Consider the following 12480-nt stretch of genomic DNA (forward strand, 5'->3'; position numbering starts at 1 on the left):
TCTCGTCGGCTGGGTTCAGCGCGACGATACGACTCGCTGCTCCTGTGCCGCACCCGAGGCGACCACGCGGGACGCGCCCTTGTGGAGCTTCAGCGAGAGCGCGACGGTGCCGAGGCCGAGCAGGGTCATGGCGGCGCCGGCCCAGGCGGGGGAGGCGTAGCCGTATCCGGCGTCGATGACGGTGCCGCCGAGCCAGGGGCCGCCGGTGTTGCCCAGGTTGAAGGCGGCGGTGGTGGTGGCCCCGGCGAGGGTGGGGGCGGCGCCGGCGACGTTGAACATACGGGCGTTGAGGGCGGGCGCCGTGTAGAAGCAGGAGACACCGAGCAGGAAGGTCAGCGCGATCGTGGCGACGGGGCTGGCGGCGAGCAGGGCGAGCGCGGCGAGGAAGACGGTGGAGGCGGTGATGCCGGTGAGCAGCACGCCGAAGAGGTGGGCGTCGGCGACCCGCCCGCCGATGTACGTACCGATGAGAGCGCCGATCCCGAAGAGCGCGAGCACACCGGAGACCCACCCGTCGTCGAGCCCGGAGACGTCGGTGAGCAGCGGGGCCAGATAGGAGAAGGCGCAGAAGACCCCACCCGCGGCGAGCGCGGTGAGCAGGACGGAGAGCAGCACCTGCCGATCGCGATAGATGACGAGCTCACTGCGAAGCCGAGCCCGTACCTCGGGCAACGGCAGATCAGGGATCTTCATCAGCACCCCCACGAGGGCGATGGCGGAGGCGCCCCCGACGGCCCAGAAGGCGGACCGCCACCCGAGATGCTCGCCGAGGAACGCTCCGGCGGGCACCCCCAGCACGTTCGCGATCGACAGCCCCCCGATCATGACGGCCATGGCCCGCGCCCGAGCCCCGACCGGCACCATGGCGATGGCGACGGCGGCCCCCACCGCCCAGAACCCGGCACAGGCGAGCGCGCTCACCACCCGCGAGGCGAAGAGCACCGAGTAGTTCGGCGCGAGCGCCCCGGCGACCTGCCCGACCCCGAAGAGGCTGATCAGCACGACGAGCGTGGTCTTACGAGGCAGCCGCAACGTAGCCACGGCAAGCAACGGCGCACCGACGACCATCCCGATGGCGAACGCGGAGATGAGCAGCCCGGCGGTAGGTATGGACACCCCCATGTCCTCCGCGATCGGCGGCAACAGCCCGGACAACATGAACTCACTCGTCCCGAGCGCGAACACGGAGAGCCCGAGAATGTAGACGGCGAGGGGCATACGGGCGGGGGCGGGGGCGGGGGCGGACGACACGACTTCGGCATCGGGAGAGTCTGACGGCATGACATGGGCAACCTGCCGTTTGTGCCTGTCATTCCTCCCCGGGGGACCGTCTCGGGATACGGGACGGACGCCCGGCCCCTGCCCGAGACCGCTCAGGACGCCAGGGCGCCGTCGAGGTACTCCTGCACCGGCCCGAACAGCCCGTACGGTACGTACTCCGCGATCGCGCCATGGGCGACCCAGGCCAGCTCGGCCAGCTCATCGGTGTCAGCGACATGGGCCGTACCGCCCGACACCTCGCACGCGGTGTACGACATCTGTCGGCCCGTCTTGGGGTGGACACGCTCGCCGAGCAGCTCCACAGCCGTCACGGTCAGCCCGGTCTCCTCCCGGGTCTCCCGCACGGCGGCGTCCTCCCGGGACTCGCCGGGCTCGACCTCACCGGCCGGGAACTGCCAGGAGAGCTGTCCCTCGCTGACGCGCCGGCGCACCATGAGTACGCGCCCCTCGTTCACGACGATGGCAGCGGCGATGCCCGGGCGCTCGTCCGTGTTCTGGTTCGTCATGTCTGCTCCTCCAGAACGGCCAGGATGGGTGGGAAGATCGTATCGACGGGGATGAAGCGGGACACCGCGTTTCTGCGGACCCACATGACGTCGATGTTCTCGGCCGCGTCGCTGTTCGTGGCCTCGCCGGCCAGGTACTCGCAGAGGAAGTACTCGCACAGCACACCGGTCACGGGGTGAAGGCGGTTTGGGACATCCGGGAGGGCATCCCTCTTCAGGACCTCATCACCGGCGTTCCCGACGCCGCCTTCGCCCTGCGCCGGTACCGCCGTCCTCTAGCCGCCACCAAGGAGACGGTCGAGCGCTGGTACGCCAAGCGCGACTGCCGCGGCGACATCAACACGCGGCTCGACCTCGTGAAGCTCGTCCAGCTCTTCACCGAGGCCGGCTTCACCACCGTCGAACCCTGGACCTTCGACCCGGCCATTGCCAACCCGAAGCGTCGGTGGGGCAGCGTCTACGTCGTTGCCACGAAGTAGCCCCTCACCCCCCCAACTCCCCCAACTCCCGCTCCATGTTCCCCCGCGCCCGCTCCTCCCAGACCGCTGCCCCGTACGGCGTGCGGAAGAGGCGGGGGAGGGAGAGGAGGTGGGTGAGGATGGTGGTGCGGCCTTGGCGGAAGGCTGGGTCGGGGACGAAGGCGTATTCCTCGCGGACGGCTCTCGTATACCCCGTATAGGTATCGGGGGAGCTGGCCAGGATCGCCAGGTCCGCGTCGCAGAGGGTCTCGCCGTTGAGGTCGCCGGGGGCCGGGTCGTGGGTGGTGGTGAGGCGGACCAGGCGGGCTACCTCGGCCACCTCGTGGGGGGTCAGGCCCGCTTCGTGGAGGGCTCTTTCGGCCAGGTTCGCCGAGCGCTCCTCGTTCTCCGAGCGGTCCGGGCGGTAGACCGCGTCGTGGAACCAGGCGGCCAGCCGTACGAGCTCCAACTCGCCGCCCTCGCCGCCCTGATCGGCCAGTTCGTCGATGCGGTCGAGGACCGCCGCCAGGTGGTCGACGGTGTGGTACCTGCGCTGTGGCTCGGCCCAGCGGGACAGCAGGTTCCGGCCGTACGGCAGGGGGTCCGGGCCCTCGCGGCCGGCCCGGGCGGCGAGCAGGGTCGAGGTCCAGCGGCGGAGCAGGTCGCGCTCCCGGTCTGTCTCCTGATCCGTGGTCATGGGGGCATTCTGCCGTGCCGGGTGGGGGTGGGGTGGGGGCCTCGCTGGGGAGGGCGAGTGTCGGCGGGGGGTGTTCCGGTTTGGCTTTCACCTCGGCTTCAGTGGGTTTCCGTTCGCCTTCACCTCGCTCTTACATACCCCCCATGGGTATGCTACGGTGCAGCGCACAGGTACCCCCCAGGGGTATGCCTCGGACGGTCTCGGACCGTTCCCGGGGTTTTCCAGGGGGCGGAACGCGAGCGAAGGGTCAGGGCAATGTCAACCGTCAATCCCCGGCGCTGGTGGGCACTTGTCGTGCTCGCCGCCGCACAGTTCATGGTCATCATGGACACCTCGATCATCGGGGTGGCGCTCCCCGAGATGCAGAAGGACCTGGGCTTCTCCCAGGGTGAGCTCCAGTGGGTGTTCAACGCCTACGTGATCGTCTTCGGCGGTCTGCTGCTGCTCGGCGGCCGGCTCTCCGACCTCATCGGCGCCCGCAAGATCTTCGTCACCGGCTGGATCATCATGATCGCCGGATCGGTCCTCGCGGCCGTGGCGCAGACCGCCTGGGTCGAGATCCTCGGCCGCGCCGTCCAGGGCGTCGGCGGCGCGCTCATCGCGCCCTCCGCGATGACGCTGCTCATGATGCTCTTCATGCACGACCCGAGGGAGCTCGGCAAGGCCATGGCGCTCTACGGCGCCGCCGCCCCCGCCGGTGGTACCGCGGGTGTCTTCCTCGGTGGTGTCTTCACCGAGTGGGCCGCCTGGCAGTGGTGCTTCATCATCTACGTGCCGATCGGTCTCGCGACCCTCGCCGCGACCAAGATCCTCCCGCAGGTCGAGTCCCGCCGCGGCTCCGTCGACGTCCTCGGCGCCGTCGCCGTCACCGCCGGTCTCGCGCTCGCCGTCTTCGCCGTCGTCCGTGCCCCCGAGGTCGGCTGGGGCTCCACCGGCACGATCCTCCAGCTGGCCGGCGCCGTCGTCCTGCTGATCCTGTTCTTCGTGATCCAGAAGGCCATCCGCGAGCCGCTCATGCCGCTCAGCGTCTGGCGGGTGCCGCGCCTCGGCTCGGCCAACCTCGCGATGACGCTGCTCGGCGCCGCGTGGATCCCGATGTGGTACTTCCTCAACCTCTACCTCCAGCAGGTCCTCGGCTACGGCGCCTTCGCCTCCGGTGCCGCGCTGCTCCCGATGACCGTGCTCCTGATGATCTTCATGACGGCCATCACCGCCAAGCTGATGGCGAAGGTCGGCGCCAAGCCGCTCATCGGCATCGGTCTGCTCGTCCTCGCCGCCGGTCTGGTCTGGCTGGCCGCCGTCGAGCCCACCGGCACCTTCCTCGTCGACGTCCTGCCGGCCTCGCTGGTCGCCGCGCTCGGCATGTCCCTGGCCTACATCCCGGCGATGATCGCCGCGATGTCCGGCGCCCCGCAGGAGCAGGCCGGTCTCGCCTCCGGCATCGTCAACACCACCTACAACGTCGGCTCCGCGCTGGGCCTCGCCGCCCTCACCGCGGTCGCCATGTCCCAGGGCGCCGACCAGCTCGGCAACCTGCCGAAGCTGACCGACGGCTTCTCCTCCGCCTTCATCGGCGCCGCGATCATCGCCGCGGTCGGCGGTGTGATCACCCTCCTCGTGATGAAGAGCGACAAGGCGCTCGCGGCCGACGCCTCCGTCCCCGCGCAGCAGAGCGGCGACAAGGTCTCCGCGTGACGCAGCCCCTCAGGGGCCGCCCGACGTTCGCCACCAGCGGACGTCGGGCGGCCCCTTCGCCGTATCCGAAGCCATATGAGGGAGATGAATGAGATGGATCTGAATACCCGGGCCGTTCATGTCGTCAATCAGCCATTCTCCTCCGGGAGTTGGCCGCTCTCCGTGCCCCTCGTGCAGTCCTCCGCCTTCGCCTTCGACTCCGCCGACGAGCTCGCCGGAGCGATGGCCGGGCCCGACGGGCAGTACGTCTACAGCCGGCGCGGCAATCCGACCGTACGGGCCCTCGAACAGACTCTCGCCGGGCTCGAAGGGGGCGCCGGGGCCATCGCCTTCGCCTCCGGGATGGGGGCGATCAGCGGGGTGCTGCTCGCGCTGCTCAAGCCGGGCGACCGGGTGGTGGCGCAGCGGTGTCTGTACGGGGGGACCTTCGCCGTGCTGTCGGATCTCGCCAAGCGGTACGGGATCGAGGTCGTGTACGTCTCCGGGGACGAGGTCGCCGAGTTCGAGGAGGCGGCCGTGCATCCGGCCACCCGGCTGGTCGTCCTGGAGACCATCGCGAACCCCACCGGTCAGGTGGCCGACCTGCCGGGGCTGCTCGCCGCCGCCCGCAGGCTCGGGGTGACCAGCGTGGTCGACAACTCGCTCGCCTCGCCGGTGCTGTGCCGCCCGATCGAGCTGGGCGCGGACGTGGTGGTGCACTCCACCACCAAGTACCTCTCCGGCCACTCGGACGTGCTGGGCGGCGCGGCCGTCTTCGCCGACGACGGGCTGCGCCGGAAGGTGTGGCCGCGCACGGTCGAACTGGGCGCCTGCGCCGACCCGTTCGCCGCCTGGCTGACGCTGCGCGGGATACCCACGCTGCCGCTGCGGATGCGCGAGCACTGCGCCAACGCGGCCGTCCTCGCGGAGCGCCTCGCGGCCCGCTGCGACGTGGCCGCGGTGCACTACCCCTGGCTGGCCGGCCACCCCTCGTACGACACGGCCCGCAAGGTGCTGTCCGGGGGCGGTGGCCTGCTCTCCTTCGAGCTGGCCGGCGGCCGGGAGGCGGGGCGCGCCTTCATCGAACGGGTGCGCGTGGCGAAGCTGGCGCTGTCGCTCGGCGGGGTGGAGTCCCTGGTGACCCATCCGGCCTCGACCTCGCACCGGGAGCTGGACGCGGAGGCCCTGGCGGCGGCCGGGATCGCGCCCGGTCTGGTGCGTATGTCCGTCGGCATCGAGGGGGTCGAGGACCTGTGGAGCGACATCGAACGCGCGCTCGCCCGGGAGGGTGGTGAAGACCCCGGCGGATGGGGTCATTTGAGCCTTCTTTTGGGTTGACAAAATAAATGAGCAATTCGTAGATTGGGTAGTGCCAAGGAACAAAGGAACGACAGGAACGACCACTCCTAGGTCAAGGGGGGGCGCGTGATGCGCTACTTCGAGGACTTCCGGCCCGGCGACATCCATGAGCTGGGCACCGTCACCGTCACGGCGGAGGAGGTGCTGGAGTTCGGCAGGCGCTTCGATCCGCAGCCCTTCCACACGGACCCCGAGCTCGCCGCGGAATCGCAGTTCGGCGGTCTGATCGCCAGCGGCTTCCACACCCAGTCGATGTTCATGCGGCGCTACGTCGACGGCCTGCTCGCCTACAGCTTCTGTATGGGCTCGCCGGGGATCGACGAGGTCCGCTACCTGCGGCCCGTCCGCCCCGGTGACGTCCTGAAGGCCCGGGTGGAGATCCTGGGCGTCACCCCGTCGCCGTTCAACCGCACCAGCGGCACCGTCAAGCCGCGCTGCACGCTGGTGGCCGAAGACGGGACGGCCGTGTTCAGCATGATCCTGCACAGCATCTTCCGGCGCCGCCCCGCCGGGACCGAGGTCGGACATCTGTCGTCGATGCCCGCGGCCCAGGACCCGATCGGTTGCTGCGCGCGCCCGCGCACGCACGCGCGCGCCGAGGAGAGCGCCCCCGCAGTGGCCATGAGCGCCTGACCTGAACAGGTACGCGACTGAGCACGGCCGTCCGCACAGCCAGTCAGCACCACCGCCCGCAACCCAAGTGAAGGGGGACCTCCTGTGGAGGCCGTATCCCGCACCGCCCAGTGGACCGCCGCGGCGCGCGCCCTGGAGACCGAGCGCGAGGACCGGCTGTTCGCCGATCCGTACGCGCGTACCGTCGCCGACCAGATCGGCTTCGAACTGCTCAAGCGCTACGACGGGGGCGGCATCGTGCCGTTCCTCGCCATCCGCACCACCTACCTGGACCGCGCCATCGTGGCGGCGGTGCGGGAGCGCGGCATCCGCCAGGTGGTCTTCCTCGCCGCCGGCATGGACACCCGGTTCTTCCGGCTGCCCTGGCCCGACGGCGTCACCGTCTACGAGCTCGACCGCCCGGCCCTCCTGGAGGCCAAGGCCGAGATGCTGAAGGACGAGCCGCTGCCGGCCGGCCGCACCCGCGTGCCGATCCCGGTCGACCTCACCCAGGACTGGACCGGCGCCCTGAAGGAGGCGGGATGGAAGAGCGACGAGCCCGTCCTGTGGGTCGTCGAGGGCCTGCTGTTCTTCCTGCCGGAGGACGCCGTACGGACCCTCATCTCGACGCTCTCCGCGCACGCGGCGCCCGGCTCCGTGCTGCTCGGCGACGTCATCTCCAGGGCCGCCCTGGAGAACCCGCTCGCCCGCACCTTCATGAACGCCCTGAAGGAGGACGGCAACCCCTGGCTCTTCGGCACCGAGGAGCCCGAGGCGCTGCTCGACGCCTGCGGCTGGGCCGTGCGCGAGGTCAAGCAGCCGGGTGAGCCCGGCGCCGACTTCGACCGCTGGCCCTACCCGGTCCCGGCGCGCGTCGTCCCGCGCGTCCCCCGCTCCTTCCTGTTCACCTGCGACCTGCCCGGATACGAGGAGGAGAAGGCCGCATGAGCGCCCACGACTTCCACCAGAGAGTCATCACCGACGCCGGCGCCGCGGTGCGCGGCCTGACCGTCTCGCTCGGCGAGCGGCTCGGCCTCTACAAGGCGCTGGCCGACCACGGCCCGCTGACCGCCGGCGACCTCGCCGCGAAGACCGGGACCAACGAGCGGTACATCGAGGAGTGGCTGCACGCCCAGCTCTCCGCCGGGTACGTCGAGCGGCACCCGAGCTCGCTCACGTACACGCTGCCCGCCGACCACGTCGAGGTGCTGGCCGACCCCACCGCCGTCACCTACGCCGCCGGCTTCTTCACCGCCCTCAAGGCGCTGTACGCCACCGAGGACCTGCTGGTCGAGGCGTACAAGACCGGCGACGGCGTCGGCTGGGCCGAGCACGACGCGGCCCTCGACACCGGCATGGGCTCCTTCTTCCAGCCGACCTACGAGCACAAGCTGGTCCCGGACTGGCTGCCCGCCCTGCACGAGGTCACCGAGAAGCTGGGCAACGGCGGCACCGTCGTGGACGTCGGCTGCGGCGTCGGCCACACCACGCTGCTCATCGCCAAGGCCTTCCCGAACGCCACCGTGCACGGCTTCGACTACTCCGAAGAGGCCATCAACATCGCCCGGCAGCTCGCCGAGGAGGCCGGCCTGTCCGACCGGGTCGTCTTCGAGGTCGCCTCCGCCGACGACTACCCCGGCACCGGCTACGACCTGGTCTGCTTCTTCAACGCCCTGCACGACATGGGCGACCCGGTCGCCGCCGCCGCGCACGTGCTCAAGTCGCTCGACGCCGACGGCACCTGGATGCTCGTCGAGTCGAACGTCTCGCCCGCCGACATCGACACCCAGACCCCCGCGGCCCGCATGTTCATGGCCCTGTCCGCCGTGATGTGCCTGCCCGTCGCCGTCGCCCAGCGCGGACCGCACGCGCTCGGCAACCACTCCGGCGAGAAGGCCTTCCGGGCCATCGCCGAGGAGGCCGGCTTCACCCGCTGGCGGCGCGCCACCGAGACCCCGGTCAACGCGGTCTACGAGGTCCGGCCCTGATCCACCGGCCGCACCCGTCGCCGTACGCACGGCACGAAGAAGTCCGGCCCTGAGGCTCCCCGGGTCCCGTCCGGCCCCGAGCCCCACCGCCCCACGAGTCCCGAGGAGTCACACCATGGGCGTCACCGCCCCGCTGCCCGTCACCGACCGGTTCATGGAGGTCCTGGAGCGTCTCAGCGAGCGCTCCGTCGAGGACTACTACAACCCGTACCAGACCTTCCAGTGGCCCGAGACGCTGGAGGAGAACCGGTACTGGATGACGCCGGAGCTGCTCACCGTCTACGGCACCGAGCACTTCGACACCCTCGGTGAGGAAACGCTTCAGCGCCTGTCGAAGTGGGAGTCCATCAACTTCTACAGCCTCAACGTGCACGGCATCCGCGAGCTCCTCATCGAGGTCGTCGGCCGGATCCACATGCCGGGCTTCGAGGTCCCCTCGGACTTCTTCCACCACTTCATCGGTGAGGAGAACGAACACATGTGGTTCTTCTCCGAGTTCTGCCGCCGCTACGGCAACAAGATCTACGGCTCCACCGGCATGCGCGCCGACGCCGCCTGGGAGCCCGAGGTCGAGAACTTCCTGGTCTTCACCCGCATCCTGTTCTTCGAGGAGCTGGTCGACCACTACAACTCCCGGATGGCCAAGGACGCCTCCCTGTGCCACACCATCCGTGAGGTCAACCGCATCCACCACCAGGACGAGTCCCGGCACATCGCCTTCGGCCGCGAGCTGGTCTCGCTGCTCTTCCAGCGCATGTGCCAGGCCGTGAGCGCGGAGCGCGTCCGGGAGGTGGAGGCGTACCTCAAGCGGTACGTCGTCTACAGCATCAACTCGCTCTACAACCCCCACGTGTACCGGGACGCCGGCATCCCCGACCCGCTCGCGCTGCGCAACTCCCTCGTCGCCGACGAGAGCCGCCGCGCGCACGAGCGCAAGTCGGTCCGCAAGCCGCTGTCCTTCTTCCTGAAGACCGGGATCTTCACCGACGACACGCTGCCCGTCGTCTGAACCCGCCCAGGAGACCTCCCCGGACGCCGGCGCTCCCCGGAGCCCGGCCCCTCCCGGAGGCCTCCCACCCGAGAGGTGACGAGACCATGACCTTGACGAGCCCCGAGACCGTCGGGGAGACCAGGGGCCTGCCCACCATGGGCCCCGAGGGGACCCGCCTGCTGCGGCTCCTCGACGACACCTTCGAAGGCTGGGGAGTGGCCGCGGGCGCCCGCCCGATGACCATGCCCCCGCTGCTGCCGGCCGCCGACCTGGCCCGGCTCGACTACTACGACAACTTCCCCCACCAGGCCGTCGTCGCCACCTCGCTCGACCTGGAGCGACGCGCGACCACCCCCTTCTCCGCCGACACCGGCCGCTTTCCGACCGCCGCCCTCGAAGAGGCCGCGCTCGGACTGCCCTCGGCGTCCTGCTACGCCGTCTACCTGACGCACCAGGGCCATCGGGTCGCCGACGACACCCTCGTCACGATCTGCTCCTGGTGCTTCCGCAAGGAGACGCATTACGAGGGCATGCGGCGCCAGCTCGGCTTCCGCATGAGGGAGATCGTGGCCATCGGCGCGCAGGATCACGCCGAGCACCACCTGGCCGGCTTCACCGCCCGTATCCACGCCTTCGCCGCGGCGCTCGACCTGCCGCTGCGCAAGGAGGCCGCCTGCGACCCCTTCTTCGACAAGGGGAGCTCGAAGGCCGTGCTCCAGCGGCTCACGCCGGTGAAGTACGAGTTCCTGTACGAGGACCTGGCCATCGCCTCGGTCAACACGCACCGGAACTTCTTCGGCGACCGCTGCGACATCACGCTGGAGTCGACCGGCGGACCCGCCTTCACCAGCTGCGTGGCCTTCGGGCTCGAACGCTGGCTCTCGGCACTGACCCGGCGCCACGGCGACTGGGAGTCCGCCACGCAGGCGGTGCTCGACGCGAACGCCCGTCTCCGGGCCGATGCGAGTCTCGCGGCCGGGCCGGTGATCTGACGTGTCGGCCCGTCCCGTGGCACCGCCGGCGGGCGGCCTGGGCTGGGCGAACCTCGGCATGGACATCGTGTCCGTCAACCGTGTCCGCAGGCTTCTCGCGCAGTACGGGGAGAAGTTCTTCGAGCGGATGCTCACCCCCGGTGAACTCGACGACTGCCGCACCTCCGGCGGGCTCGACGTGCTGAGCCTGTGCGGGCGGATCGCGGCCAAGGAAGCGGCGTTCAAGACGTTACGGGTCCGCGGCAGGTTCCTGCCGTGGCCGGACATCGTCGTCCGCCGCTCCGAGGGCGGCTGGCCGCTGGTGGAGCTGTACGGGCCCGCGGCCGACATGGCCGCCGAGTCCGGCATCTCCGAGATCACCGTGTCCATCAGCCACGACGTGGACTACGCGGTCGCGGTCGCCGCGCCGATCATCGCCCCCACCCCTTCCGTAATCAGCAGCAGTAGCTAAAAGGAGAGCAATCATGGCCGACGGCCTGCAGACGGTGAAGAGCTGGATCCTTGAGCGTCACCCCGAGCGCGACGACATCGCGCCCGACCTCGACCTGATCGAGAACCGGCTCATCGACTCGCTGTCCTTCGTCGAGTTCGTCTTCCTGCTGGAGCAGGAGAGCGGCACCGCGATCCAGATGGAGACCCTTGAGGTCGACTCCATCCGGACCCTCGCCGCCATCGAGCAGCACTTCTTCAAGACCCCGGCGGAGGTCCAGGCATGAGCCGCCGCCTGTTCACCTCGGAGTCCGTCACCGAGGGCCACCCCGACAAGATCGCCGACCGGATCAGCGACACGATCCTCGACGCGCTCCTGGCCCAGGACCCGTCCTCCCGCGTCGCCGTCGAGACCCTGATCACCACCGGTCAGGTCCACATCGCCGGCGAGGTCACCACCCAGGCGTACGCGCCGATCGCGCAGCTGGTCCGCGACGCCGTCCTCGACATCGGCTACGACTCCTCCGCGAAGGGCTTCGACGGCGCCTCCTGCGGCGTGTCGGTGTCCATCGGCGCCCAGTCGCCGGACATCGCGCAGGGCGTCGACACCGCTCACGAGGCGCGTGTCGAAGGCGCCGAGGACGAGCTCGCCGGGCAGGGCGCCGGCGACCAGGGCCTGATGTTCGGCTACGCCTGCGACGACACCGCCGAGCTGATGCCGCTGCCGATCGCGCTGGCCCACCGCCTGTCGCGCCGGCTGTCCGAGGTCCGCAAGAACGGCACCGTGCCGTACCTGCGGCCCGACGGCAAGACCCAGGTCACCATCGAGTACGACGGCGACAAGCCGGTCCGCCTCGACACGGTGGTCGTCTCCTCGCAGCACGCCGCCGACATCTCCGTCGAGGGCCTGCTCACCCCGGACGTGCGCGAGTACGTCGTCGAGCACGTCCTCAAGGAGCTCGTCGAGGAGGGCGTGACCCTGGAGTCCGACGGCTACCGGCTCCTGGTCAACCCGACCGGCAAGTTCGAGGTCGGCGGCCCGATGGGCGACGCCGGGCTCACCGGCCGGAAGATCATCATCGACACGTACGGCGGCATGGCCCGGCACGGCGGCGGTGCCTTCTCCGGCAAGGACCCGTCGAAGGTGGACCGCTCGGCCGCCTACGCGATGCGCTGGGTGGCGAAGAACATCGTCGCCGCCGGGCTCGCCCGCCGCGCCGAGGTGCAGGTCGCGTACGCGATCGGCAAGGCCGAGCCGGTCGGTCTCTTCGTCGAGACCTTCGGCACCGGGACCCTGCCGGACGAGCGCATCCAGGAAGCCGTGTCCGAGGTCTTCGACCTGCGGCCGGCCGCGATCATCCGAGACCTGGACCTGAAGCGGCCCATCTACGCGGCGACCGCCGCGTACGGGCACTTCGGCCGGGAGCTGCCGGAGTTCACCTGGGAGCGCACCGACCGGGTGGACGCGCTGAAGCGGGCCGCGGGGATCTGAG

The 12480-nt window shown here is 70.3% G+C and carries 13 protein-coding genes and 2 pseudogenes; 11 read left to right on the forward strand and 4 right to left on the reverse strand.

Annotation, left to right across the window (positions count from 1 at the left end):
* Positions 1-15: 15 nt before the first annotated feature.
* From ABTZ54_RS03600 to ABTZ54_RS03610, 3 genes and pseudogenes are all read right to left on the reverse strand, one after another.
* A complete protein-coding gene (locus tag ABTZ54_RS03600) occupies positions 16-1218 on the reverse strand; it encodes a Cmx/CmrA family chloramphenicol efflux MFS transporter (RefSeq protein ID WP_351657717.1) in 1203 nt (400 codons plus the stop codon).
* A gap of 155 nt (positions 1219-1373) precedes the next feature.
* Positions 1374-1787, reverse strand: coding sequence for an NUDIX hydrolase (locus ABTZ54_RS03605; RefSeq protein ID WP_351656791.1), 414 nt, complete (start codon positions 1785-1787; stop codon positions 1374-1376).
* Positions 1784-1975, reverse strand: a pseudogene (locus ABTZ54_RS03610) (NUDIX hydrolase); the annotation flags it as partial. The pseudogene ABTZ54_RS03610 and the gene ABTZ54_RS03605, both read right to left, overlap by 4 nt.
* Between ABTZ54_RS03610 and ABTZ54_RS03615 the strand changes: the two are divergent.
* Positions 1973-2266, forward strand: a pseudogene (locus tag ABTZ54_RS03615) (class I SAM-dependent methyltransferase); the annotation flags it as partial. The pseudogenes ABTZ54_RS03610 and ABTZ54_RS03615 overlap by 3 nt on opposite strands.
* A gap of 4 nt (positions 2267-2270) precedes the next feature.
* Here the strand turns inward: ABTZ54_RS03615 and ABTZ54_RS03620 are convergent.
* The gene (locus ABTZ54_RS03620; protein WP_351656793.1) at positions 2271-2942 is read right to left on the reverse strand and encodes an HD domain-containing protein; all 672 of its coding nucleotides are present in this window, start codon (positions 2940-2942) and stop codon (positions 2271-2273) included.
* 255 nt (positions 2943-3197) lie between these two features.
* On the opposite strand from ABTZ54_RS03620, the gene ABTZ54_RS03625 reads away from it, so the two are divergent.
* From ABTZ54_RS03625 to metK, 10 genes are all read left to right on the forward strand, one after another.
* A complete protein-coding gene (locus tag ABTZ54_RS03625; RefSeq protein ID WP_351656795.1) occupies positions 3198-4637 on the forward strand; it encodes an MFS transporter in 1440 nt (479 codons plus the stop codon).
* Between the two features lie 93 nt (positions 4638-4730).
* Entirely contained in the window at positions 4731-5954 is a 1224-nt protein-coding gene (locus ABTZ54_RS03630; protein WP_351656797.1) for a trans-sulfuration enzyme family protein, read from the forward strand.
* 90 nt (positions 5955-6044) lie between these two features.
* Positions 6045-6608 carry a MaoC/PaaZ C-terminal domain-containing protein gene (locus ABTZ54_RS03635; protein ID WP_351657720.1) on the forward strand — a complete coding sequence of 188 codons (564 nt, stop codon included), beginning with the start codon at positions 6045-6047 and terminating at the stop codon, positions 6606-6608.
* 84 nt (positions 6609-6692) lie between these two features.
* Positions 6693-7535 (forward strand): class I SAM-dependent methyltransferase, encoded by an 843-nt coding sequence (locus ABTZ54_RS03640; RefSeq protein ID WP_351656799.1) that lies wholly within the window; start codon positions 6693-6695, stop codon positions 7533-7535.
* Entirely contained in the window at positions 7532-8575 is a 1044-nt protein-coding gene (locus ABTZ54_RS03645; protein WP_351656801.1) for a methyltransferase domain-containing protein, read from the forward strand. The genes ABTZ54_RS03640 and ABTZ54_RS03645 overlap by 4 nt, the downstream gene beginning before the upstream one ends.
* Positions 8576-8690: 115 nt before the next feature.
* Positions 8691-9584 (forward strand): diiron oxygenase, encoded by an 894-nt coding sequence (locus tag ABTZ54_RS03650; RefSeq protein ID WP_351656803.1) that lies wholly within the window; start codon positions 8691-8693, stop codon positions 9582-9584.
* An 86-nt stretch (positions 9585-9670) separates the two neighbouring features.
* A complete protein-coding gene (locus tag ABTZ54_RS03655) occupies positions 9671-10558 on the forward strand; it encodes a class-II aminoacyl-tRNA synthetase family protein (RefSeq protein ID WP_351656805.1) in 888 nt (295 codons plus the stop codon).
* Between the two features lies 1 nt (position 10559).
* Entirely contained in the window at positions 10560-11009 is a 450-nt protein-coding gene (gene acpS / locus ABTZ54_RS03660) for a holo-ACP synthase (protein ID WP_351656807.1), read from the forward strand.
* A 13-nt stretch (positions 11010-11022) separates the two neighbouring features.
* Positions 11023-11274: a phosphopantetheine-binding protein gene (locus tag ABTZ54_RS03665; protein WP_351656809.1), complete on the forward strand. Its 252-nt coding sequence runs from the start codon at positions 11023-11025 to the stop codon at positions 11272-11274.
* The gene (metK, locus tag ABTZ54_RS03670; RefSeq protein ID WP_351656811.1) at positions 11271-12479 is read left to right on the forward strand and encodes a methionine adenosyltransferase; all 1209 of its coding nucleotides are present in this window, start codon (positions 11271-11273) and stop codon (positions 12477-12479) included. Before ABTZ54_RS03665 ends, metK begins: the two co-directional genes overlap by 4 nt.
* Position 12480: the final 1 nt, after the last annotated feature.

It is taken from the genome of Streptomyces sp. NPDC094032 (assembly GCF_040303965.1).
Classification (GTDB): Bacteria; Actinomycetota; Actinomycetes; order Streptomycetales; family Streptomycetaceae; genus Streptomyces.

What these genes read in the sequence shown, in the direction of transcription:
- ABTZ54_RS03635 (WP_351657720.1), top strand. Translation starts at nt 6,045, where the DNA reads ATGCGCTACTTCGAGGACTTCCGGCCCGGCGACATCCATGAGCTGGGC.
- ABTZ54_RS03645 (WP_351656801.1), top strand. Translation starts at nt 7,532, where the DNA reads ATGAGCGCCCACGACTTCCACCAGAGAGTCATCACCGACGCCGGCGCC.
- ABTZ54_RS03655 (WP_351656805.1), top strand. Translation starts at nt 9,671, where the DNA reads ATGACCTTGACGAGCCCCGAGACCGTCGGGGAGACCAGGGGCCTGCCC.
- ABTZ54_RS03630 (WP_351656797.1), top strand. Translation starts at nt 4,731, where the DNA reads ATGGATCTGAATACCCGGGCCGTTCATGTCGTCAATCAGCCATTCTCC.
- ABTZ54_RS03605 (WP_351656791.1), bottom strand. Translation starts at nt 1,787, where the DNA reads ATGACGAACCAGAACACGGACGAGCGCCCGGGCATCGCCGCTGCCATC.
- ABTZ54_RS03620 (WP_351656793.1), bottom strand. Translation starts at nt 2,942, where the DNA reads ATGACCACGGATCAGGAGACAGACCGGGAGCGCGACCTGCTCCGCCGC.
- ABTZ54_RS03625 (WP_351656795.1), top strand. Translation starts at nt 3,198, where the DNA reads ATGTCAACCGTCAATCCCCGGCGCTGGTGGGCACTTGTCGTGCTCGCC.
- ABTZ54_RS03650 (WP_351656803.1), top strand. Translation starts at nt 8,691, where the DNA reads ATGGGCGTCACCGCCCCGCTGCCCGTCACCGACCGGTTCATGGAGGTC.
- ABTZ54_RS03665 (WP_351656809.1), top strand. Translation starts at nt 11,023, where the DNA reads ATGGCCGACGGCCTGCAGACGGTGAAGAGCTGGATCCTTGAGCGTCAC.
- ABTZ54_RS03600 (WP_351657717.1), bottom strand. Translation starts at nt 1,218, where the DNA reads ATGCCCCTCGCCGTCTACATTCTCGGGCTCTCCGTGTTCGCGCTCGGG.
- metK (WP_351656811.1), top strand. Translation starts at nt 11,271, where the DNA reads ATGAGCCGCCGCCTGTTCACCTCGGAGTCCGTCACCGAGGGCCACCCC.